Below are 23,304 nucleotides of genomic sequence, written 5' to 3'. Positions count from 1 at the left end.
GCATGCTTCCCCCGGCGTCACAATTCAGGGAATTTAAGTAGGGCAACTGTTGCAGTTAGGGCATAGCGACTATCGGTTTGACCGGCTCCCCGACTTTGGACTGATCGCCAGCCATCACGACGGACAGTTTTGCCGGATCGATCGCCTTGCGGAACGCTGCGTTCAGCTCGGGCAAGGTGACGGCGTTCAGCTTGCGCTCCAGTTCCAGCGACCACAGGAAGGTCTTGTTGCGGTACAGGAACGACGTCCATCCCGAGGCCAGACTCGCATCATTGGTGCGTGCCTGAAGCCGCTGCTGCAGCAGACCCGAACGCGCCCCGCTCAGTTCTTCCGCTGTAAATCCTTCCTTGACCGCGCGTGCCAGTTCGGCGCGCACCGCGGCATCAAGTTTGGCCAGGTTTTGCGGCGCGGCGATGGCACTGATCGAGAAGTTACCGGCACGGTCGAGCAGACCTGGAGAAATACCCGAACCACCGCCATACGACAAACCGTCTTTCTGGCGGATGCGGTCCATCAGGCGCGATTTCAGGCCGCCATCGCCGAAGATGTAATTGGCCAGCATCAGTGCCGGATAGTCGGGATCGTCGATATTCAGGTCGACATTCAGGCGAGCGGTATAAAAGCCGTTTTCCTTGTCCGGCGTATTAATGACCTGCACTGTCGGGGCGACCTCGACGTGCTGATAGCGTAACGGCGAAAACGGTTGGGGGGCGCGCCAGTTGCCAAAGAGTTCATTGACCAGCGGCGCAATTTCTTTGGCGTCGAAGTCGCCCACGATCGCCATTTCGGCCGGACTGGCGCCAAAGAAATCGCGGTGAAATGCCTTGACGTCATCTACGCTCATACGCTTGAAGTCTTCCAGCCCCTCGTCGAGCGTGCCCGCATAGCGCACGTCGCCACGCGGATATTGATTGAAGTGGCGGGCCAGGGCATAGCTGGCCACGCTTTGCGGCTCGTTACGGCCGGATTCCAGGCCGACCAGTATCTGCTGGCGCAGTTGCTCGAACTCACTCTGCGGGAACGATTGTTCTTTCAGGATGTGAGCCACCAGCTTTAATGCCTCAGGCAGGTTGGCGCGCGTAGTCTGAAAACCAAGCGGTGTACCCACGATCTTGAGCCGCTCGAAGGCATCGTCCAGCTCAGCGCGGGTGTAGCGGGTAGTACCACGCGTGAGCATCGGGATCGTCATGCCATAGACCACGCCCTTGCCGAACAGGCTTTTTTCATCGCCAGCATGCAGGCTCAGATCGACGGTGACGGTCTCGCCGCGGTTCTTTTTCGGCAGCAGCGCCAGCTTCACGCCACCCGCCGTGGTCAACGTGGTGCGCTGCATGATGTTCTGCTGGCTCGGGTCGAAGTTTTCCGCGACCAGGTTCGACACCGCCGGCTTGAAGTCCTTCAGCACGTCCGTCACGGCAGGCGCCGCTGGCAGCACGGCGCGTTTCGACGATTCTTCGGGAATGAAGGTGCCGGTCACGCGGTTGGTGCGCAGGTAGTAGCGGCCGGCGCTGGCGGCGATCTGTTCGGCCGTCATCTTCTGTACGCGCTCGCGGCTGACGAAAAACATGCGCCAGTCGCCAAGCGACGCCGGCTCGGACAGCGCCACGCCCACCGCCTGCGGATCGTTCAGGCTGCGCTCGATCGTGTTGAGCCACGAACGGCGCACGCGCTCCAGTTCTTCCGCCGTGGGCGGCTTGCTGGCAAATTCTTCGACGGCCTGGACCAGCGCCTCGCGCACCGGCTCGATTGGCTCGCCCAGTTTGATCACGGCGCCAAAGTATTGCAGGCCCGGCGCGTAGCCGGTCTGGCCAAAGCTGAATACCTGGCTGGCTTTGCCCGTTTCCACCAGCAGCTTGTGCAGGCGGCCGTTGGGCGCGTCGCCCATGATCTGCGACGCAAAGCCCAGCGCTTCGGCGTCCGCGTGCAGGTCGGACGGGATCTTGTAGCCAATCGCGACGAACTGCATGTCACCCTGGCGCCGCACGGTGAAGCTGCGCTCGCCATCCTGGGTCGGCTCTTCGGTCCAGAACACGGGCAAGGTGCGCTTCGGTTTCGGGATGGCCCCGAACAGGCGCTGGATCTTCGCCAGCGTGGCCCTCGGCTCGAACTGGCCCGCCACCAGCAGCACGGCGTTGTCGGGCTGGTAGTAGGTGCGATAAAAGTCCTGCAGGTTCTTGATTCGTACGTTTTCGATGTCGCTGCGGTTGCCGATCGTCGAGCGGCCATAGCTGTGCCAGTCGTAGGCGATGCTCTGCATACGCTTGAACAGCACGTTGCCCGGCTGGTTTTCGCCGCTTTCAAACTCGTTGCGCACGACCGTCATCTCGGACGCCAGGTCCTTGGCGGCGACGAACGAGTTGACCATGCGGTCCGCTTCCATCTGCAGTGCCCAGTCCAGATTGTCTTTCGACGCCTGGAACACTTCGTAGTAATTGGTGCGGTCGAGCGACGTGGTGCCGTTGAACTGCATGCCCCGCTCCGAGAACTGCTTGGTGATGTCGCGGTTTTTCGTCGAGCCCTTGAACAGCAGGTGTTCAAGCAAGTGGGCCATGCCCGTTTCGCCATAGTTTTCGTGGCGCGAGCCGACCAGATAGGTCATGTTCACCGTGACGGTCGGGCGCGAAGCGTCCGGGAACAGCAGCACTTTCAGGCCATTGGCCAGGCGATATTCGGTGATGCCTTCGACTGCCGGGCCGAGGGTCACGCCCTTGGGCAGCATCGCTTTGGCGGCACTGGCAGTAGCGGTGCCAGCCGCAGGTGCGCTGGCCGCAGGTGCGTTGACAGCAGGCTGGGCACCGGCAGGCGCAATGGTGATCAGCGCCAGGCACAGCGCCGCGACATGCGCGGAGATACCGCGCAGCTTGTTCTTTGAATCCATGATGTCCGATCATTGGGGCAGGACGCCAACCGTCCCGCCTGCGGCCGAAATAGTAGCAGATGGGCAAGCCCAGCATGCCCCTTCGGTTGACGGGTTGACAGGAAGCATCTGAGGCGAACTGAAACCCGGCCCCAAATGAACACTGGCGCCTTGATGTGATCAAGGCGCCAGTGGCGTGGTGCTGAAGGTTCAGGCTTCGGGCTTCTTCTCGCCGGGCAGCGGCACGAAGCACGCCTCGACGATCTGCATGTCGTTATCGGTGGCAAAGCTGCGCACGAAGTGATACGCCAGTGGTTCGATCTTCTGCAGCTTGCGGTTGACCACGACGGCCTTGATCCCGTTGACGAGGGTCGGGTAGACGTAGGGAGAAAACTTCAGGTGGGCATTCGGGCCGCCGGTGCCGGGACAATAGGCTGCCAGGACGCCGCACAGCCGCTCCGCCCAGTCGCTCGGGCGGAATTGCTTGCCGTTGTTCGTGATGCCCAGGACAAAAAATTCTCCGGAGAGATCCTCGTCCTTGGTCTGCGCTAAGTCGGTCATAGTCCTGAGGGGCTAAGTGAAGCCACTATTATATCTTATAGAAGACCTGAGGACGAGGAAGCGGGCGCTGCCCCCTCCTCTGCCCTAGCGCAGCCAGGCCACGCTCGAGGTCAACAACAGCAGAATCATCCACAGAATCAGCGCACGCCACACGAGGCCGACCGTACTTTGCAGCGCACGGATCGTCGGTTCTTCGCCCGGCAGGATATCCGTTTCGCTGTCGCTCATGTCGACCATGGCGGCGTCTGCCGGCAACAATTGTGGGGCATTTTCGTTGGGCGTGCCAAGCCGCACGCCCATCGCACCGCCGCCCGCCGACAGGATGATGCCGCGTGCTTCGTCGACCCACCGGTTGGCGAAATTGCGCCACGCATACACGGCGTCTTCGAAATTGCCCACCACGGCGAATGCCACCGCCGTCAGGCGCACCGGCATCCAGTCGATCCAGTAGAACGCCTTGGCGGCAAACTCGCCGAACGCTTCGTTGCGCATATGATCGGGCTCGTTCCATGCACGCGACAGGTATTCCGAGACGCGGTACATCACGGCGCCGGCCGGGCCCAGCGGCATCAGGAACCAGAAGAACACGCCAAACACATTGCGGTGCGTCGTGATCAGGGCTTTCTCGACGGCGATGCGGGTAATCTCCGTGCTGTCCATGCCAACCGTATCGAGCCGCGTCCATTCAGCCAGCAGTGCACGCGCACGCGGCTCGTCGCCGGCATTGAGCGCGAACTGGATCGACGTAAAGAAATGGCTGTAGTGGCGAAACCCCATCGTGAGGTAGATGATCAGGACATTCCAGGCGAAGGCCAGGAAGATCAGGTTGTAATGCATGAACACCCAGTAGACCAGCCAGGTGGGCAGCATCAGCGCCCCCATCATCAGCAACCATCCCATGCGGCCATTGGTCTGCTCGCCGGCGTTGAACCAGGTTTCGATGCGAATCGTCAGCGCCTTGATGGCGCCATATACCTGGTTGTCCGCGCGCAGCGGTTTCAGTTGCTCGATGAGCAGCGCGCACAGGATGGAAAAGAATGTCATTCAGGAACCCTTTTTTGTTATGGCAATACGACTGCCCCGTTACGATAGCGGAGAAGTACGCCAGAATCAAATTTCGGGCAATAACATTCCCTTAAGCCCGCAGGAAGTGGAACAGGTTGCGCAGCATGGCGGCCGTTGCGCCCCAGACAAAATACTGCTCGTACGGCATCGTGTAGAAGGCCCGGCTGCCGCCCTGCGGCAGGTTGACTTCGCGCCGCTGGTGATGCTGGCCGTCCATCAACCAAGCCAGTGGCACTTCGAACGCTTCTGCCACTTCGCCCGGGTCCACCTGCAATGTGAACGGTGGCGCGACCAGGGCCACGACTGGCGTGACGCGGTAGGCGCTGATGGTGGCGTAGTCGGGCAGCACGCCGATGATCTCGATACGGTGGCGCGACAGGCCGATTTCTTCTTCGGTTTCGCGCAGCGCCGTTTCGATGGGCGACGAATCATAGTCTTCCGAGCGGCCACCGGGAAAACTGACCTGGCCGGCGTGGCTCGTCAGGTGATCGGTGCGGCGCGTAAGCAGGACCGTCACGCCTTCGGGCCGCTCGACCAGCGGGATCAGCACGGCGGCACGGCGAAACGGCGCGGCCAGGCGGTCATCGGTCTCGGTAGAGATTTCCGGGTCCCAGGCCAGGGTTTGCGCAAAGCGCTGGCGCAGCGCTGTGGGACTGAGCCGCGCGGGCGCGACCGCGGCCTCGCCGGCCAGACTCATCACGGGCAACTGGGTGGGATCGAACACGAGCTTGGCCAAAATAACGTTCTTTCAATAACGCTGCGGATAGTAAAAAAGGCATCCTTGCGGATGCCTTTTTATTAGCAAAGGTGCTTGCGCACGAAAGCTATTACTCAGCTGCAGCTGCTGGCGCTGCTTTGACGCGACGCTGTGGCAGTTTTTCTTTGATACGCGCCGATTTGCCCGAACGCTCACGCAGGTAGTACAGCTTCGCACGACGCACATCGCCACGACGCTTGACTTCGATCGAAGCGATCAGCGGCGAGTAGAGTTGGAACGTACGCTCGACGCCTTCGCCGGACGAGATCTTGCGAACGATGAAGTTCGAGTTCAGGCCACGGTTACGACGGGAAATCACGACGCCTTCGTATGCCTGGGCGCGCTTGCGGGTGCCTTCGACGACGTTGACGCTGACGATAACGGTATCGCCAGGTGCGAAATCAGGGATCTTGCGGCCGAGGCGCGCAATTTCTTCTTGCTCGAGTTGTTGAATCAGATTCATTTTTATGACTCCATAAACCATCTTGCCGGCGCTACCTTCGCCCAGTAGAGGATGGGGTTGAACAACGGGCAACGTGCCCGCTTTTGCATGCGTCTTGCAACGCATATTCTGTACGCGTCTTGCGACGCCACATTCTTACTCGGCAGGTTTGACCAACCCTGCCAGAAACTGTTCGTCCTTCTTTGTCAGCTGGCCGGCAGCGCGCGCCGCGTCCAGCAGATCCGGCCGCTTCGATGCGGTTGCTTCCAGCATGCGCTGGCGGCGCCACTTGACGATCTCGGCGTGGTTACCACCCATCAGGACAGATGGCACCGGTATGTCTTCGTACACGTCAGGCCGCGTATAGTGCGGCGAGTCGAGCAAGCCGTTGACGAAACTGTCTTCGACGGCCGATGCATCGTCGCCGAGCACGCCGGGAATCAGGCGTACCACGGCGTCCATCAGGGCCATCGCCGGCAATTCACCGCCCGACAGCACGAAGTCGCCGAGAGAAATTTCCTCATCGACGCAGCGATCGAGCAGGCGCTGATCCACCGCTTCGTAGCGACCGCACAGGATGACGAGACCAGGCTCGTCCTTCAGTGCCATCGCGCGGGCGTGGGTCAATGGCTTGCCTTGCGGCGACATGAACACCACGCGCGGGCTCGGCAGACCGAGGTCTTGCTGGCGCGCCTTCGCGGCATCGATGGTCGCTTCGAGCGGCCGTGCCATCATCACCATGCCGGGACCACCGCCATATGGGCGGTCATCGACGGTACGGTGACGGTCTTGCGTGAAATCGCGTGGATTCCAGAGATGCAGCCCCCAGCGTTGCTGCTCGAACGCACGGCGGGTCACCCCGGACTGCGTCAATGCGGCAAACATTTCCGGGAACAAGCTCACGACGTCAAATTGCATCGGATCTCAAGCCCACGTGGACGGGTTCAAAAATCGAGACCCCAGTCCAGGGTAATCAGTTTTTGGTCGAGGCTGACAGTCTTGACGAACTGGTCGACGAACGGCACGAGGCGCTCGGGGGCCTTCTCGTCTGACGACGGATCGGGCACCGGCACGATGCGCAAAATCGATTGCGCGCCATTGCTCATCATGTCGGCCACCTTGCCCAGGGCTTCGCCCTGCAGGTTGACCACGTCAAGCCCGATCAGATCGGACCAGTAATACTCATCTTCTTCGAGCGCGGGAAACGCGCTGCGTGCGATCTGTACCGTGGCGCCCTTGAGCGCTTCGGCAGCATCGCGGCCCTGCAGGCCGACCAGCGTGGCGACGACATCGCCGCCATGCAGTTTTGCACTGCGCACCGTAACGGCGTGCAGAGTCGGCTTGCTGACCCACCAGGTTTTCACGTTCAGCAGCGCATCGGCGTCAGCGGAGTGCGGCGTGACACGAATGCCACCGACGATGCCATAAGCACCGGACACATACCCCACTTCGGCCAGATCGGCGGGAACCGAAGTTCCCGTACCTGCGTTGCTCGCTGCTGAATCGTTCAAACCTGCGTACCTTGCTTAATTAAAATTAAGCAGCTGGCTTTTGCTGGGCGACCAGGCGAGCGACGGTTGGCGACAGTTGTGCGCCAACGCCTTGCCAGTGCGACAGACGGTCAGCAGCGATACGCAGGCTGACTTCAGCGCCCGATGCCATCGGGTTGTAGAAACCGATACGCTCGATGAAACGACCATCGCGACGATTGCGCGAATCAGTTGCAACGATGTTGAAGAACGGACGCTTTTTTGCGCCACCACGAGCCAAACGAATAACGACCATAATATTTCCGAAAAAGTTGTTCTGGACGGAGAAAGTCGACGATTATAGCGCGCGACACCGAACAGCAGCAAGCGTTAATGATACAGGGCGCGCAGTCCCAGGAGAATCAACCATTATCACCGATTTCGCGCCATACCGCTACCAGCCATCTGCCCGATTGGCCTGGAATACGCTGTCAATCGCTGAAAGCGTGCCATTCGCGCCAATCTGGACGATACTTTGGCTTTCCTGAACGATTGACAACATCCATGGCCGCTGCGCACAAGAACAAGACTGTCGCCACCCTGCTCGCCCTGCTGCTGGGTGGCTTCGGCGTTCACCGCTTTTATCTGAAGCCCGGTGCGGACCGGATCGGCCTGCTGCACCTGTGCTGCCTGCCGGTCACAGGCATCCTGTACGGGGCGGTCAAACCGCACCCGTTCTACATCGTGCTGCCGCTGCTGGTGTCGTACATTGTCGGCTTTGTCGAGGCGCTGGTCATTGGCCTGACGCCGGACGAGAAGTGGGACGCCCAATACAACGCGCACAGTGGTCAGCAGACGCACTCGAACTGGGTGCTGGTGTTGCTGCTAGTGATCACGATGCTGGTGGCGACGACCGTGCTGATCGGGACGATCGCACGGTTGTCGGATGTGGTCTACACGGGCGGCGCGTACGGATGATTTAATGCGGGTTGCGTGGTGTGCAACGGTTGGTTGAACGCGTGGACGGCATAGCCGTCCACCCTACATGTTGGGGTCACTGTGGCATCCACCATACCGTGCCCCACGATTTGTTGAACGGATGGATCGCGTAGGGTGGACGGGTTCCCCGTCCACGCGTTCAACACCCCTTGCGACACCACGGCGTGACCGGCATGCCTGCTTAGAACTGCTCGATCTCCAGCGCCAGCACGCCTGCCGCGCCATCGACGATCGACGTGCGCAGCCCCGGTGCCTGCGACAGGATGTGGTCGGCAAAGAAGCGCGCCGTGCCAATCTTGGCGCGGTAGAAGGCAGCATCGCCCTCGCCTGCATCCAGGCGCTTCTGCGCCGCCAGCGCCGCGCGCGCCATCTGCCAGCCGCCCAGCACGATGCCGGCCAGCTTCAGGTACGTGACGCTGCCGGCAAACACCGCCTTCACGTCCGTCTTGATATTGGCCACCACATACTCGACCACTTGCTCGAGCGCCGCGCTGCCTTCTTGCAGGCGCTGCGCGATGGCGACGAAATCGGCGTTCTGCGCCTCGCCCAGCTGGCGCTCGACATCGCGGATCTGGGCGATCAGCGCCTTGGCCACGGCGCCGCCATCGCGCACCGTCTTGCGGCCCACCAGGTCATTGGCCTGGATCGCGGTCGTGCCTTCGTAGATGGTCAGGATCTTGGCATCGCGGTAGTGCTGCGCCGCGCCCGTTTCTTCGATGAAGCCCATGCCGCCATGCACCTGCACGCCGTCGCGCGCGACCTGCTCGCTCATCTCGGTCGCCCAGCCCTTGATGACTGGGACCAGGTATTCATAGATGGCCAGATTCGCCGTGCGCGTGGCTTCATCCGGATGGTGATGCGCCAGATCGGACAGCGCCGCGCCGACATAGGCCAGCGCGCGCGCCGCTTCGGTCTGCGAGCGCATCGACATCAGCATGCGGCGCACGTCCGGGTGATGGATGATCGTCACCGGACCACTCGAGCCGGCCACGTCACGCGACTGGACGCGGTCCTTGGCGAAGGCCACCGCGCCCTGATACGCATGCTCGGCCAGGCCGACGCCCTGGATGCCCACGCCGAAGCGCGCTGCATTCATCATGATGAACATGTATTCGAGGCCACGATTTTCTTCGCCGACCAGCGTGCCGACGGCCCCGCCGTTGTCGCCGAACTGCAGCACGGCCGTTGGACTGGCCTTGATGCCCAGCTTGTGTTCGATCGAGACGCAGGCGACGTCGTTGCGCGCGCCCAGCGAGCCATCGTCGTTGATCATGAACTTGGGCACGATGAACAGCGAGATCCCCTTCACGCCCGGCGGCGCGTCAGGCGTGCGCGCCAGCACCAGGTGCACGATGTTCTCGGTCATGTCGTGATCGCCATACGTGATGTAGATCTTGGTGCCGAACAGTTTATAGGTGCCATCGCCCTGCGGCTCGGCGCGGGTGCGCACGGCGGCCAGGTCGGAGCCGGCCTGCGGCTCGGTCAGGTTCATGGTGCCGGTCCACCGGCCCGACACCAGCGGCTCGAGGAAGCGCGCCTTTTGCGCGTCCGAGCCGGCGGTGAGCAGGGCCTCGATGGCGCCGTCGGACAACAGCGCCACCAGTGCGAACGACAGGTTGGCGCCGTGCAGCATCTCCATGCACGGCGTGGCCACGAGCTTGGGCAAGCCCTGCCCGCCGAAGTCCTGCGGGTGCTGCACGCCCTGCCAGCCGGCCTCGGCGTACGCCTTGAACGCCTCGCGGAAGCCCTTGGTCGTGGTGACGGTGCCGTCTTTCCAGTAGCTCGGATCCTTGTCGCCCACACGGTTGAGCGGCGCGATCACGTCGCGGCAGAATTTCGCGTTCTCTTCCAGGACCGCTTCCACGGTATCGGGCGTCGCGTCTTCACAGCCGGGCAGCGCATTGATCTCGGCCAGGTTGGCCAGTTCAGTCAGCACGAACTGCATGTCTTTCAGCGGGGCGTTGTAGCTCACCATTGTCTCCTGAATAAATTCTTATGCAAAAAAAACGCCGTTCCTGCAGAGGCGGGAACGGCGTCATTGGCGGCTGTCGGCGCGGCGTTCAACGACGCCGCGCCTGGCGATCAGCCCAGTTCCTTGACCAGTTCCGGCACGGCTTCGAACAGGTCGCCCACCAGGCCGTAGTCGGCGACCGAGAAGATCGGCGCTTCCGAATCCTTGTTGATGGCGACGATGACCTTCGAGTCCTTCATGCCGGCCAGGTGCTGGATCGCGCCGGAAATACCGACGGCGATGTACAGCGTTGGCGCGACGATCTTGCCCGTCTGGCCAACTTGCCAGTCGTTCGGCACGAAGCCGGCGTCGACGGCGGCGCGCGATGCACCCATCGCCGCGCCCAGCTTGTCGGCCAGTGGCTCGAGGATCTTGAAATTGTCGGCCGAGCCGATTCCACGGCCACCCGAGACGATCACCTTGGCGGCGGTCAATTCCGGACGGTCCGATTTGGCCAGCTCACGGCCCACGAAGCTCGACGTGCCCGCGTCTGCGACGGCAGCGATGGCTTCGATGGCGGCCGAGCCGCCAGCGGCGGCGGAGTCGAACGCCGTGCCGCGCACGGTGATGACTTTCACGCTGTCGCTCGACTGCACGGTGGCAATCGCGTTACCGGCATAGATCGGGCGCTCGAACGTGTCGGGCGAATCGACCTTGGTGATCTCGGAGATCTGCGCGACGTCGAGCTTGGCAGCCACGCGCGGCAGGATGTTCTTGCCGTAGGCGGTGGCCGGGGCGAGGATGTGCGAGTAGCTGCCGGCGATTGCCAGGATCTGCTCGGCCACGTTCTCGGCCAGGCCGTCGGCGAAGTGCGGCGCGTCGGCGACCAGCACTTTCGAGACGCCCGCGATCTGCGCAGCAGCTTCGGCAGCAGCGCCGCAACCCGAACCGGCGACCAGGATGTGCACATCGCCGCCGCACTGTACAGCTGCGGTAACGGTGTGGTGGGTAGCGCCCTTCAGGGAGCCGTTGTCGTGTTCAGCAATGACTAATGCGACCATGTTGATTCCTATCTTGTAAGTAACGACAAACGGCTCAGATGACTTTGGCTTCAGTGCGCAGTTTCTGCACCAGGGTGCCCACGTCCGGGACCTTGACGCCAGCCGAGCGCTTGGCTGGCTCGACGACTTTCAGGGTCTTCAGGCGCGGCGCCACGTCCACGCCCAGGTCTTCCGGCTTGATCGTCTCGAGCGGCTTTTTCTTGGCCTTCATGATGTTCGGCAGCGTCACGTAGCGCGGCTCGTTCAGGCGCAGGTCGGTGGTGATGACTGCAGGCAGCTTGAGCGCCACGGTTTCCAGGCCGCCGTCGACTTCGCGCGTCACGGTGACCTTGCCATCCTCGAGCACCACTTTCGACGCGAACGTCGCTTGTGGCCAGCCCAGCAGTGCGGCGAGCATCTGGCCGGTCTGGTTCGAGTCGTCATCAATTGCCTGCTTGCCCAGGATGATCAGCTGTGGCTGCTCTTTGTCGGCCAGCGCCTTCATGATCTTGGCCACGCCCAGCGGCTCGGTGTCGCCCGCGGTTTCGACCAGGATCGCGCGGTCGGCGCCGATGGCCAGACCGGTGCGCAGGGTTTCCTGGCATTGCGGCACGCCGATCGACACTGCCACCACTTCGGTAACCTTGCCGCCTTCTTTCAGGCGGGTCGCCTCTTCCAGCGCGATTTCGTCGAACGGGTTCATCGACATCTTGACGTTGGCGATATCCACACCACTGTTGTCGGACTTGACGCGAACCTTGACGTTGTAGTCGACCACGCGTTTGACGGGTACCAGGACTTTCATAGGGTGCCTTTTAAAATGAGATGGAGACAGACTAAAGTGGCTCAGATTATATGAGAAATCGGGGCAACGGGCCAAATTAAAGCACGAGCGTGCGATTTTTTAGTAGAGGAAAACACCTAAAGTACTCGGTCTGTCATGAATTCGGGGAAAACAAATGGGGCACAGACCCCGGCACAGCAATGGTGCGCGCCGTGTCGACAGGCGCGACACGGCGGTTTCTTTTACTTGCGGCGCATCAGAAACGTGAACTCGCCGTGTTCAAAGGTGTGGGCCAGCAGTGCATTGCCGGTCTGTTTGGCAAACGCCTGAAAGTCGCGCACGGAGCCGGTGTCGGTGGCCACGATACGCAACACCTGGCCACTCTCCATTTCGGCGAGCGCCTTCTTCGCTTTGAGGATGGGCAGTGGGCAATTAAGCCCCCGCGCATCCAGATCTCTCTGGAATTCCATGGTGTCGGTGTCAGTGTCGAAAATGATGTCGCTCATCGCATTCCTGATCAGTAAGGAGGGTGCTGGAACTCGAATACTACTCCAATTCCCACAGTATGACGCAGCGCACCAAAATAGTCATAGATTGTTGCGAGCCTGCAACCCAGTGTTAAAAGCTTGACGAACTGCTACCGAGTCTGTACTGGATGCTCACGAAAAAGCACTATGGTGGTGCATCATGCGGACAAGATGCGACCCAAATCGGCGCGTGCAATAGACGGTCAGACAATTGGGCGCAATAAAGTGGGAAGGTACTTCGCTTGAAACATCGATGTGCGGGTCAATGCAGGTCCGACAGCGGACAATGCGCCTGGATTGCGCCAATCAGCCCAACAACGTTCGCCCTGCCGACTCAGACACGTAGATGTCACGGCGCACGATGCGCAGCGTGAATGCTTGCTCCAGCATGGTGAGAAAATCTGGACTACTCAGGTGAGCATCGAGCGCTTCTTGCGTGGCCCACCCTTCGGTCAGATGAAACACGTTGGCCTGCTTCAGGTCTTGCGAGGCACTGTAATACAGGCAGCCTGGTTTGCCAGCGATCTGGTCGACCGACGCCGTCGCGATGCGTGCAAACGCCGCAGCGTCCAGCGGGTCGATTTCATAGGTGCCGACCAGGCTGACAAAGCGTTCAGTTGCAGAGGTGTTCATCTTGGTTCCTGTCATGGTAAAACCCGGGGCACGAGCGTGTGCGCTTGGGGTCGACCCGCGCAGTCTGATCGCTGACTGCCTGCACGAGAACCCATGCTGCGCTCATATCATTTATGCTCCTGCTGCATAAAGTGAATTCACACGGGCAGGAATGGATAAATTGTTGTGGATGCGTTGCTTCGTGCGCGCCGTCGAAACCGGTAGTTTTTCAGCTGTCGCGCGGGAGCTCGGGATCGGGCAACCGAACGTCAGCCGGCATGTGGCGGCACTGGAAAAGTCGCTGGGAACGCGGCTATTGCATCGCTCGACGCGGCAGATGGTTGCCACGGCCGAGGGCCAGCGCTACTACGCGCAAGCGCGCCAAGCACTCGACATCATCGGAGAAGCCGAAGCACAGGCGCATGGCCAACAAGATCCGCATGGACTGCTGCGCATTGCTTGTCCGGAGAGTATCGGCACTGAACTCCTGATACCCGCCCTGCCGGATTTTCTACGGCGCTATCCGCATGTCGATGTGGAGTTTCGTCTGGGTGACGCCTACATCGACTTGGTGGCCGAAGGCATCGATATCGCCATACGGGGTGGCAAATTACGTGACAGCACCCTGCGCGCACGGTGCGTCGGTCAATCCGCGCGCATCTGTGTGGCAAGCAGGACGTATCTGAAACAACGTGGCACACCGCTGGAACCCGGCGACCTGGCTGCGCACGACTGCATCATGTATACCTTGCTGGCAGCCGGCAATGACAGCTGGCCATTCAGAGATGGCGATCGTAAGGTCAGCGGGCGCATGCGGCTCAATAGTCTGGACGGCATCCGGCGCGCCGTCCTGAATGACCTGGGGATCGCTTACCTGCCTGCGTGGATGGTGACCGAAGAACTGCAGAGCGGCGAACTGGTCGCATTGTTGACCGCGCATGGGGCGCCGCCTGTGCCCGTCAATGTGCTGTATTCCGCAGAACGACGCCTGCCCCAGCGTGCAGCGGTCTTCATCGAATTCATTGCGCAGGTGCTTGCCAAGGTTCCCGGACTCGTTCGAGATGACGGTGCATCATAAGCACCAGATACGGTCCAAAAGAGCGCGCACAACCGTCGTTCCGGCAAGGCTGCGCAATATGCTTGCGCGATGGTGTCGCGCACCGCCAGCGTTTATTGCTCGACCAGCTCTACCCGCCGGTTCTGCTGGCGCCCCGCCTCGGCGCGATTCGACGCCAGCGGCGCATACGCGGCCACGCCTTTCGGACTGAGGCGCGCGGCATCGATCTTGTAGGTGCCGGCCAGCGCCCCGACCACCGACTCGGCACGCCGCTGCGACAACGTCAGGTTCTGGGCCACGGCGCCCTGGTTGTCGGTGTGGCCGACCACGAACACCTTGAGCTTTGGCGACTGCTTGAGCATCGTGGCCATCTCGGCCAGCGCAGCTGCCGATTCGGGCTTGACGTCGGCCTTGCCGGTGTCGAAATAGACGCCGTAGATCGCCACCTTGCCGTCCGTGGCGATGCCTTTGGCCATGTCCGCCGCGTTCAGGTTGGCAGAGACCTTCCCCCCTTCCATCGACTTGCCTTCGACGATGTCGAGATAGACGCCGCCAAGCTTTCCTTGGACCGGATCGACCATGTACACGGCAACGGTCAGCGCGGACCCATCGGGACGCGTTCCCGATGCGAGCAGATAGCGGTTGTCATTGCGGCCGTAGTTGAAGGGCGAGGTCGCCGCCTCGCCGCCCTGGATGAAGTTGTAGCCTACCCGCTGCTGCTGCACGAAGTCGCCAAAATTTTCGCCACAGGTTTCCTTGGCGCAGGCGAAGGTGCTTTTCATGCCGGCCTTTTCGAGCGCTGCCTGGTAGTTGCGCATGACTTCGAGAGACGAGCGGTCCTGGGGATAGACGTAGGCGATGCGGGTGTACTTGCCCTCCAGGCGCAGGGTCTTCTCGAAACCCAGCTTGCCGGCGATCCGGACGCGCTTGCCTGCCGGCAGCGTGGCCTCATCGAACTGCTTCACCTCATAGCCAACCAGCTTCGCGCCAGCAAAGCGCGTGAGCAGTGGATGATCCTTGCCGCCCTTGACCGTGTCGTTTGCCGGCATCTGGGCCTGCGCCACCGACACTACCGTTGCCAGAAAACCCGTTATCACAACCCGAAATGTCAGCATGATCGTCTTTTAAAAGGTTAATGTTCGTGCATGATTCTATGAGGGCAATGCAACGAAGGCAATAAAAAACGCCGCCCAAAGAGGCGGCGTTTTTTATCCGACAGGACGCTGCTTACGCGCGCTCGCCAACCCAGCCCGCCACGCCGGCCAGTGCTGCCGGCAAGCCCGATGGGTCGGTACCGCCGGCCTGCGCCATGTCCGGACGTCCGCCGCCCTTGCCGCCCACCTGCTGGGCCACAAAGTTGACCAGCTCGCCGGCCTTGACCTTGCCGGTGGCATCCTTGGTCACGCCTGCGATCAGGCTGACCTTGCCTTCGAGGACGCTTGCCAGCACGATCGCGGCCGTGCCCAGCTTGTCCTTGAGCTTGTCCATGGCTTCGCGCAGCGTCGCCACGTCGGCGCCTTCCATCGTCGCTGCCAGCACCTTGATGCCGTTGACGTCGATGGCTTGCGCGATCAGCTCGTCGCCCTGCCCCGACGCCAGCTTCGACTTCAGTGCAGCGACTTCTTTTTCGAGCAGCTTCACCTGGTCTTGCACCTGGCCGATACGGCCCGTCAGTTCGTCAGGATTGGTCTTCAGCGCGCCGGCCGCTTCGATCAGCTTGCGGTTGATCGATTGCACCAGGGCCAGTGCGCCTTCGCCCGTAACGGCTTCGATACGGCGGATACCGGCCGCGACGCCGCCTTCCGACACAATCTTGAACAGGCCGATGTCGCCGGTGCGGGTCACGTGGACGCCGCCGCACAGCTCTTTCGACGTACCGATGTCGAGCACGCGCACGGTGTCGCCGTACTTCTCGCCAAACAGCGCCATGGCGCCGTGCTTGACCGCATCGTCGAACGACATATTGTGCGACTGCGTCGCGTGGTTCTCGAGAATCTCGCGGTTGACGATGGTCTCGACCTGCGTGATCTCGTCCAGCGTCAGCGCCTGCGGATGGCTGAAGTCGAAACGGGTCTTGTCCGGGTCGACCAGCGAACCTTTTTGTGCCACGTGCGTGCCCAGCACTTCGCGCAGCGCCTTGTGCATCAGGTGCGTTGCCGAGTGGTTGCGGATGGTGCGTGCGCGCTTGGCCGTGTCGACCTGTGCGTCGACCGTTGCGCCGACCTTCAGCATGCCTTCGCGCAGCACGCCGTGGTGACCGAAGACGTCGGCCTGGATCTTGAGCGTGTCTTCGACTTCGAAGCGGATGGCGCCATCGCCAATCACGCCCTGGTCGCCCACCTGGCCGCCCGACTCAGCGTAGAACGGCGTCGTGTCGAGCACGACGATGCCAGCCTGGCCGGCGCTCAGTTGCTCGACCTTCACGCCGTCGGCGTACAGCGCCAGCACGTGCGTGTTGTGGGCCAGCGAATCGTAGCCGACAAATTTTGTCTTTTCGCCCGCGTACTCGACGTTGGCGGCCATCTTGAACTTGCCGGCGGCGCGCGCCGTTTTCTTTTGCTGTTCCATCGCGGCGGTAAAACCCGCTTCGTCGAGCGTGATGCCACGTTCGCGGCAGATGTCGGCGGTGAGGTCGAGCGGGAAGCCGTATGTATCGTACAGCGTGAAGGCGGTGCCGCCGTCGAGGTTCTTCGGATCCTTGGCCAGCTGGGCTTCGAGAATCTTCATGCCGTTTTCCAACGTCTCGCCGAAGCGTTCTTCTTCGGCCTTGAGCACTTGCGCCACGCGCTCTTTGGCCATGCGCAGTTCGGGATAGGCTTCGCCCATCTCGATGTCGAGGTCAGCCACCAGCTTGTAGAAGAATGGCTTGGTCTGGCCCAGCTTGTGGCCGTGGCGCAGTGCGCGGCGCACGATGCGGCGCAGCACGTAGCCATGGCCTTCGCTGCTCGGGATGATGCCGTCGACGATCATGAACGACGCAGCGCGGATGTGGTCGGCGATGACCTTCAGCGAATTGTTCTCGAGGTCAGGCGCCGCGGTTTCGCGGGCAGCCGCCTTGATCAGGTTCTGGAACAGGTCGATTTCGTAGTTGCTGTGCACGTTCTGCAGCACGGCGGCCAGGCGCTCCATGCCCATGCCGGTGTCGATCGACGGCTTCGGCAGCGGGGTCAGCGAGCCGGATTCGTCGCGGTAGAACTGCATGAACACGAGGTTCCAGATTTCGATGAAGCGGTCGCCGTCTTCTTCGGCCGAGCCCGGTGGGCCGCCCCAGATGTCGGCGCCGTGGTCGTAGAAGATCTCGGTGCACGGACCGCATGGGCCCGTATCGGCCATCTGCCAGAAATTGTCGGATGCGTAGCGCGCGCCCTTGTTGTCGCCGATGCGGATGATGCGCTCTTTCGGCACGCCGATCTCGTTGGCCCAGATGTCGTACGCTTCGTCGTCCTCGAAGTACACGGTGATGGTCAGCTTTTCGGCTGGCAGCAGGTAGACCTTGGTCAACAGCTCCCAGGCCAGCTGGATCGCATCGCGCTTGAAGTAATCGCCGAAGCTGAAGTTGCCCAGCATCTCGAAGAACGTGTGGTGACGCGCCGTGTAGCCGACGTTTTCCAGGTCGTTGTGCTTGCCGCCGGCGCGCACGCAGCGCTGCACGGACGTCGCGCGCGAGTACGGGCGCGAATCCAGGCCCAGGAAGACATCCTTGAACTGCACCATGCCGCTATTGGTCAGCAACATGGTCGGGTCGTTGCCCGGCACCAGCGGGCTGGAACGCACGATGGAATGGCCTTTGGATTCAAAGAACTTGAGGAACTTTTCGCGGATGTCGGAGGATTTCATGTCTGATCGTTGGGCGGAATGAGGCAGCGTGCCTATAAAGGAACGATTATAGCCTAGCTCCCCGATCCATTCTCAGCGCAGCAGGCTCAGGATGGAGCGTGGTTGCCCATTGGCCTGCGCCAGCATCGCCGACGCCGCCTGCTGCAGGATCTGCGTGCGGGTCAGCTGCGCCGTGTCGCTCGCGTAATCGGTATCCTGGATACGCGAGCGGGCCGCCTGCATGTTCTGCGAACTCGTCTCTAGGGCACCGGCGGCCAGGTCCAGCCGGTTGCTCGAGGCGCCCGTGCGTACGCGCTGTTCGCCCACGAACTCCAGCGCCCGGTCGATGCTCAGCAGTGCCACACTCGAGCGTGTCATGTCGAGATTGGCCAGCCCCAGTGCGCGCGCGTTCATCGACGAGAATTGCAGGTCGATCAGGTCGCCGGCACTGTCGCCGGCCTGCACCTGCACGCGCCGCACGCCGCTGGCGCTGCCTTCGTCCGGGTAGACGACGTTGAAACCGGCCAGGCCGTCCGCGGCATTGCTGGTCCCGCTGGCGGGCACGACGGCGCGGGCATCGCGCACGGGGCCGCCATCGGCATCGAGGCCACCGATGGCGCCCGTATCGGCATTGGTCAGATTCATTTTTGTATTGATAAATTGTTCGCCATTGGCGCCGAAGTCGGCCAGGAACGCGGCACTGCTGGTGTACACGCCTTTCGACACGGCATTGAGCGCGGCGTCGAGATCGGCCGACTGGTTGTTGTTCAGGTATTGCATGATGCCCTTGATGCCGCCCTCCACGCCCAGGCCCTTCATGCGGTCGTGCAGGTAGCGGCTGGCGGCATACCCGCCTTCGTACGAAAAACCGCCGCCAGCGATGGTGGCGACCACGCCTGCGATGCTGCCGGCGCCGGCCAGCCGTTCGTCGGCGCCATTGATCAGTTCAGCCGTGCCTTCGACGAACCATTGCGGCAGCGACCCCATATTCATCGTGCGGCCCATCACGGCGTGCACCATTTCATGGGCGACGATGCGGTCGCTGTAGAGCGGCGCGCTGCCACCGTCGGGGGTAGGCGCGGTGCCGAAGTCGGCCATGTCGATATTCAGGTGCAGATTGTTCAGCTTGCCGCCGGACGACGTGCCGGACACCGAGGCGAGCACGTTATAGCCACCGTCCGTGGTGTCGAGGTTGACAGTCAGTTTGGCGCCATCGCCCATGAGCCCGTAATGCTGCTTGATCAGGTCCTCGGCCGAACTGAGCCAGCCGGACTGCAGGCCATCGAGCACGGCGCGCCGCCGTTCGTCGCCGCCGATGCTGACGGTGTCCTGCGAAAACAGCGCTTGCCCGTTGAAGCTGGTGTCGGTGCCCACCTGCGTGATGTGTTGCAGCAGTGCCTGCGTTTCTTTCTGCAGCGCGCCGCGATCCCCGTCCGTGTAGCTGCCGTTGCCGGCCGCCACCGCCATCTCGCGCAGGCGTTGCAGGGTATCGGTGACGCTGGCCATGGCGCCGTCGGCCACCTGCAGCATCGATGTCGCGTCGCTCAGGCTGCGCATCGCCTGGCTGACGCCGCGCAGGTTCGACGACAGGCGCGACGTGATCGCCTGGCCGGCCGCATCGTCGGATGCCCGGTTGATGCGCATGCCGGAGCTCAGGCGCTCGGTGAGCTTTGCCCCCTCCGTGTCATGCGTGCGCATGCTGCGCTGCGTACTGAGCGACAGGGTATTCGTCGAAATGGAAAGCGCCATGGTGGCAACACCGTCAGGGTGATCGTCCCTTCTTAACGTCACTCCCTCCCTGTTACTTGAGGTCACAGAGTAAATATAGTGCCTGGACCTGCTGTCAGGTGAAATCGGGCGTGATCAGGTCGATGCGGTCGGTGCAGAAGGCGTCCACACCCCAGGCCAGCAGTTCGCGCGCGCGGCCGGCATCGTTGACGGTGTAGCAGAACAGGCCGTAGCCGGCGTCCTTGACGGTGCGTGCCTGCTGCCGGCTCAGGTGCAAGTGGTTGGTATGGATGGCGTGCACACCGAGCGCCTGCGCCCGCACCTGCCAATCGGCGCCGAGCGCGCTGATGAGGCAGGCGCGCGGCAGGGTCGGGGCCGCCGCCTGCGCCGCTGCCAGCGCGACGTCGCTGAATGACGACAACAGCGGCAACGCGGCCGGGTCGCCGGATGCGAGTGCGTCAGCGAACAGCGCGGCGGTCATCTGCGCCACGATGTGGCCCGTCTCGCGTTCGTAGCCGGGCGCCGGCTTGATCTCGATATTCATCCAGATGCCGTGGGCCATGCACAGGCGCGCGAAGGCGTCGAACAACGGCACCGGCTCGCCCGCGAATCCATGGCCGAACCAGCTGCCGGCATCCATCGCGGCAAGCTCAAGCGCATCGTGCTCGAACACGCTGCCGCTGCCCCGGACCGTGCGGCCCAGGCCCGGGTCGTGCAGCACCACGGGGACGCCGTCGCGCGCCAGCATGACGTCGAACTCGATCGCGCGAAAGCCCGCTGCCATGCCGCAGCGCAAGCCGGCCACCGTGTTCTCGGGCGCGAGCGTGCCGCCGCCACGGTGCGCGAGAATGCGGGGCCATGGCCACACGGGATCGTTCGTCATCATGCGGCGGTCGGTTGACCGAAACGGTAGGCAAGGAATGCGAATACGGCCAGGTTCAGCGCCACCGTCGCCTGGAACTTCCATTGGAACGATTGCTTGCTGGTCTTGTGGCGCAGCCACTGTTGCGCCAGCACGGCGCCGGGCCAGCCACCGATCAGACCCAGCAGCAGGAGCGTGGCTTCCGGCGTGCGCCAGGTGCTGGCGCGCGCAGCCGACTTGTCCATCGCGTAGGCCACGAAACAGGTCAGGCTGGTAACGAGGTAGGCGGCGCCGACGACCTGGGACATGTTCCAGGCCAGGCTGGCAAACAGGTAGAGGACGAGGAACACGGCAAGCGGGACGTAGGGCATGCCGACAGCTTACCGTTCGCGGTACTGTCGTGTCCACCTGGCAAATACATGCGGCACTACCCTTTCCTGCGCAACACCCACGTAATGATCACAGAGCGCAGAGCGCAGTTCACAGAGCGCAGATCGTTGATGATCGATGCACCGTGGGTTCGTCATCGTACAGAGCGGTCCATATCAAAACGCCTACGCTGGTCATCCATCCCGGCATTCACCCAGCAGGAGAACACATGGCTTTTGATTTAGGTAATTTGTTGCAGCAATATCTTGGTGGCGCAGGCGCCGCCAGCACCAACGGCAATGCTGCCGCCGACTTCGACCAAGTAGCGCAGAACGCGCCCCGGGCCAGCGTCGCGCAAGGCATCGCGAGCGCACTGCGCTCCGACCAGACCCCGCCGTTCCCGCAAATGGTCAGCCAGCTGTTTGGCCAGAGCGACCAGCACCAGCGCGCCGGCATGCTGACCAGCTTGCTGGGCGGCGCAGGCGGCGGCGTGCTGTCGTCGGTCGCCGGTGGTGCACTGAGCAAGATCTTCGGCAACAATGTGCCAACGCAGGTTACGCCTGAACAGGCGGCGCAGGTTTCGCCTGAACAAGTGCAGGAACTGGCTGAAAAAGCACAACAGCAGAATCCCGGCATCGTCGATCGCATGAGCGACTTCTACGCCGAGCATCCGACGCTGATCAAGGCTGCCGGGGGCGCCGCCCTGGCCGTCGCACTGGGCTACATGGCAAACAATATCCGTAAGCAATCACCAGAAAAGGAGGGTCCCGTGGGTATCCTGAGCAACATCTTCCATAAAATTTTCCCAGGCAAAAAAGACGCAGCACCGGCGGCAACGCCAACGGCTGCACCTGCTGCCCCGACCGCAGCACCGGCAGCACCAACGGCCGCCGTACCAGTAGCAGCGCCAGCACCAGCAGCGGCGCCAGCCCAGCCAGTCGACGTCGAGCAAGTCCTGAACGGCATGCTCGCCTCGTCGGGCCAGCAACTGAACTGGCGTTCGTCGATCGTCGACCTGCTCAAGCTGCTCGGCCTGGACAGCAGCCTGCAGTCGCGCAAGGAACTCGCCACTGAGCTGAACTACACGGGCGACATGAACGATTCGGCCAAGATGAACATCTGGCTGCACCGCCAGGTCATGAACAAGCTGGCAGCCAATGGCGGCAAGGTGCCAGCTGACCTGCGTGACTGATATCGGGTAGCGCGTACTTCACATCTTCCCTGGTATGCGAAGGTGTGTTGAACGCGTGGGCGGAAACCCGCCCACCTTACATAGCGCGCACTTCATAAAACCGCAACCGGCCCCGCCGGCTGCGGTTTTTTTTATTCAATCAGCCAGTGTCGTGTTGGCCGCCGCGCCGCACGCGAAGCAGAACCGTGCAAACGCATTCTTGCGCGTCGTGCAGGCAGTGCAGCGGTTGAACAGGCCGATGCCGCAGTGCGGGCAAAAATCGTTCTTGCCATCCTTCAGGTCGACCGCCCGCTCGCATCCGGGGCACAGGCTTTTCGCCAGCCGGGTCTGGGCCACGTCATAGAGCATCCCCTGGCGCCGCTCGGCATCGGGCAAGGCCTCGGCCAGTTTCTGGCGCGCCAGGTATCCCTGCAACCACCGGATCGCATAGCGCCCCGCAACGACCGTCAGGATGATACCGACGATGTAGCGCACGTACCCGCCATAGCTCGGCAGATACGGCACCAGCTCGAAAAAGAACGTGAACAACGCAAACAGGATGAAGCCCCAGGCGAATGGCCAGTCGGGCGTTTTGCGCTTGTGCTTGAACAGCCAGCCGGCCACCAGCAACAGCGGCAGGGTCAGCGCGAGCCGATAGCCAAACACGCGCAGATCGCGCGCAGTCTGCGCTTCAAACAACGCCGTCTCGGCAGGCTCTTCCAGCGCACGCCAACGGTTGCCGGCACGCTCCCCGGCCTGGGTTGCGTCGAGCAGCGTCTGCTGTTCGGCCTCCACTGCTGCAAGCGCCTTGCGCTCGGCGCTTGCGAGCGCATCGAGTGCCTCGGTGCGCTTGATTAATTCCGGATCCTGCTCGGGCCGCGCGGTCACCTGCCGCGTCGCCAGCCAGTTGGCGAACGTCTCGCGCGCCGACGCAGTATTCGCGCTGGCCACCGTGTGCTTCTGGGTCGCCTGCTCCAGGCGCGACTGGGCCTGTTCCTGCGCTTTGTGCGCGGCTTCGCGCTCGGCTTGCACACTGGCCAATTGGGCCGAGTCCATGAACTGCTCGAGCGTCAGTGGCTCTTCCACATCGCGCACGTTCTGCACGATCAGGCTGCCAAGCCCGATCAAGAAGCCGGCAAACACGAACGCAACGAGCCACAGGGCGCGCTGCATCCATTTTTCAGTCAGGCGCAAGCCTTTGCTCATGATGCACTCCCGGGTGATGGACAAGCACGCA

General features: G+C 62.3%; 22 protein-coding genes. 3 read left to right on the top strand and 19 right to left on the bottom strand.

The features are described from left to right. Window positions 1–55 precede the first annotated feature (55 nt). The 8 genes from HD842_RS01375 to rpsP form a co-directional block, all read right to left on the bottom strand. A complete protein-coding gene (locus HD842_RS01375; RefSeq protein ID WP_229424544.1) occupies window positions 56–2,878 on the bottom strand; it encodes a M16 family metallopeptidase in 2,823 nt (940 codons plus the stop codon). A 189-nt stretch (window positions 2,879–3,067) separates the two neighbouring features. Beyond that, complete coding sequence (locus tag HD842_RS01370; RefSeq protein ID WP_183549952.1) at window positions 3,068–3,418, bottom strand: DUF3579 domain-containing protein; 351 nt, start codon at window positions 3,416–3,418, stop codon at window positions 3,068–3,070. A gap of 84 nt (window positions 3,419–3,502) precedes the next feature. Then, on the bottom strand, window positions 3,503–4,462 hold the full coding sequence (locus HD842_RS01365; protein ID WP_183549949.1) for a CobD/CbiB family protein: 960 nt from the start codon (window positions 4,460–4,462) through the stop codon (window positions 3,503–3,505). A 91-nt stretch (window positions 4,463–4,553) separates the two neighbouring features. Beyond that, window positions 4,554–5,180, bottom strand: a complete 627-nt coding sequence (locus HD842_RS01360; protein ID WP_183553474.1) for a CoA pyrophosphatase — start codon at window positions 5,178–5,180, stop codon at window positions 4,554–4,556. A 130-nt stretch (window positions 5,181–5,310) separates the two neighbouring features. Then, on the bottom strand, window positions 5,311–5,703 hold the full coding sequence (rplS, locus tag HD842_RS01355) for a 50S ribosomal protein L19 (protein ID WP_183553473.1): 393 nt from the start codon (window positions 5,701–5,703) through the stop codon (window positions 5,311–5,313). Window positions 5,704–5,838: 135 nt separating this feature from the next. Further along, on the bottom strand, window positions 5,839–6,600 hold the full coding sequence (gene trmD, locus HD842_RS01350) for a tRNA (guanosine(37)-N1)-methyltransferase TrmD (RefSeq protein WP_183549946.1): 762 nt from the start codon (window positions 6,598–6,600) through the stop codon (window positions 5,839–5,841). A 26-nt stretch (window positions 6,601–6,626) separates the two neighbouring features. Beyond that, complete coding sequence (gene rimM / locus HD842_RS01345) at window positions 6,627–7,193, bottom strand: ribosome maturation factor RimM (RefSeq protein ID WP_183549942.1); 567 nt, start codon at window positions 7,191–7,193, stop codon at window positions 6,627–6,629. Window positions 7,194–7,218: 25 nt separating this feature from the next. Beyond that, window positions 7,219–7,467 carry a 30S ribosomal protein S16 gene (gene rpsP, locus HD842_RS01340; RefSeq protein ID WP_183549939.1) on the bottom strand — a complete coding sequence of 83 codons (249 nt, stop codon included), beginning with the start codon at window positions 7,465–7,467 and terminating at the stop codon, window positions 7,219–7,221. Window positions 7,468–7,715: 248 nt separating this feature from the next. Between rpsP and HD842_RS01335 the strand changes: the two genes are divergently transcribed. Beyond that, on the top strand, window positions 7,716–8,129 hold the full coding sequence (locus HD842_RS01335) for an NINE protein (protein ID WP_183549934.1): 414 nt from the start codon (window positions 7,716–7,718) through the stop codon (window positions 8,127–8,129). 202 nt (window positions 8,130–8,331) lie between these two features. On the opposite strand, the gene HD842_RS01330 is transcribed toward HD842_RS01335, so the two are convergent. The 5 genes from HD842_RS01330 to HD842_RS01310 all read right to left on the bottom strand — a co-directional run bounded on the left by HD842_RS01330 (window position 8,332) and on the right by HD842_RS01310 (window position 13,085). Next, entirely contained in the window at window positions 8,332–10,122 is a 1,791-nt protein-coding gene (locus tag HD842_RS01330; RefSeq protein WP_183549931.1) for an acyl-CoA dehydrogenase, read from the bottom strand. 110 nt (window positions 10,123–10,232) lie between these two features. Beyond that, on the bottom strand, window positions 10,233–11,162 hold the full coding sequence (locus HD842_RS01325) for an electron transfer flavoprotein subunit alpha/FixB family protein (RefSeq protein ID WP_183549929.1): 930 nt from the start codon (window positions 11,160–11,162) through the stop codon (window positions 10,233–10,235). A 34-nt stretch (window positions 11,163–11,196) separates the two neighbouring features. After that, on the bottom strand, window positions 11,197–11,946 hold the full coding sequence (locus HD842_RS01320) for an electron transfer flavoprotein subunit beta/FixA family protein (protein WP_183549925.1): 750 nt from the start codon (window positions 11,944–11,946) through the stop codon (window positions 11,197–11,199). Between the two features lie 221 nt (window positions 11,947–12,167). Continuing rightward, entirely contained in the window at window positions 12,168–12,395 is a 228-nt protein-coding gene (locus HD842_RS01315; RefSeq protein WP_183553472.1) for a sulfurtransferase TusA family protein, read from the bottom strand. Between the two features lie 363 nt (window positions 12,396–12,758). After that, a complete protein-coding gene (locus tag HD842_RS01310) occupies window positions 12,759–13,085 on the bottom strand; it encodes a putative quinol monooxygenase (protein ID WP_183549923.1) in 327 nt (108 codons plus the stop codon). Window positions 13,086–13,236: 151 nt separating this feature from the next. Here HD842_RS01310 and HD842_RS01305 point away from each other — a divergent pair, with 151 nt between their 5' ends. Next, the gene (locus HD842_RS01305; protein WP_183549920.1) at window positions 13,237–14,142 is read left to right on the top strand and encodes a LysR family transcriptional regulator; all 906 of its coding nucleotides are present in this window, start codon (window positions 13,237–13,239) and stop codon (window positions 14,140–14,142) included. Window positions 14,143–14,234: 92 nt separating this feature from the next. Here HD842_RS01305 and HD842_RS01300 read toward each other — a convergent pair whose 3' ends face one another. From HD842_RS01300 to HD842_RS01280, 5 genes are all read right to left on the bottom strand, one after another. After that, on the bottom strand, window positions 14,235–15,236 hold the full coding sequence (locus HD842_RS01300; protein ID WP_183549918.1) for an OmpA family protein: 1,002 nt from the start codon (window positions 15,234–15,236) through the stop codon (window positions 14,235–14,237). Between the two features lie 112 nt (window positions 15,237–15,348). Then, the gene (gene alaS / locus HD842_RS01295) at window positions 15,349–17,958 is read right to left on the bottom strand and encodes an alanine--tRNA ligase (protein ID WP_183549915.1); all 2,610 of its coding nucleotides are present in this window, start codon (window positions 17,956–17,958) and stop codon (window positions 15,349–15,351) included. Window positions 17,959–18,030: 72 nt separating this feature from the next. Then, window positions 18,031–19,686 carry a flagellinolysin gene (locus HD842_RS01290; RefSeq protein WP_183549912.1) on the bottom strand — a complete coding sequence of 552 codons (1,656 nt, stop codon included), beginning with the start codon at window positions 19,684–19,686 and terminating at the stop codon, window positions 18,031–18,033. 94 nt (window positions 19,687–19,780) lie between these two features. Continuing rightward, the gene (ugpQ, locus tag HD842_RS01285; protein ID WP_183553471.1) at window positions 19,781–20,533 is read right to left on the bottom strand and encodes a glycerophosphodiester phosphodiesterase; all 753 of its coding nucleotides are present in this window, start codon (window positions 20,531–20,533) and stop codon (window positions 19,781–19,783) included. Between the two features lie 14 nt (window positions 20,534–20,547). Continuing rightward, entirely contained in the window at window positions 20,548–20,898 is a 351-nt protein-coding gene (locus HD842_RS01280; protein ID WP_183549909.1) for a DUF1294 domain-containing protein, read from the bottom strand. Window positions 20,899–21,665: 767 nt separating this feature from the next. Here HD842_RS01280 and HD842_RS01275 point away from each other — a divergent pair. Further along, window positions 21,666–22,088, top strand: a complete 423-nt coding sequence (locus HD842_RS01275) for a DUF3597 domain-containing protein (RefSeq protein WP_183553470.1) — start codon at window positions 21,666–21,668, stop codon at window positions 22,086–22,088. 135 nt (window positions 22,089–22,223) lie between these two features. Here HD842_RS01275 and HD842_RS01270 read toward each other — a convergent pair whose 3' ends face one another. After that, window positions 22,224–23,273 (bottom strand): serine endopeptidase, encoded by a 1,050-nt coding sequence (locus tag HD842_RS01270; protein ID WP_183549906.1) that lies wholly within the window; start codon window positions 23,271–23,273, stop codon window positions 22,224–22,226. Window positions 23,274–23,304 lie beyond the last annotated feature (31 nt).

The organism is Massilia aurea (assembly GCF_014200505.1).
In the GTDB taxonomy this organism is placed as follows: Bacteria; Pseudomonadota; Gammaproteobacteria; order Burkholderiales; family Burkholderiaceae_D; genus Telluria; species Telluria aurea_B.
The sequence above is the reverse complement of the archived record's forward strand: the minus strand, read 5'-3'. Positions and strand labels throughout refer to the sequence as shown.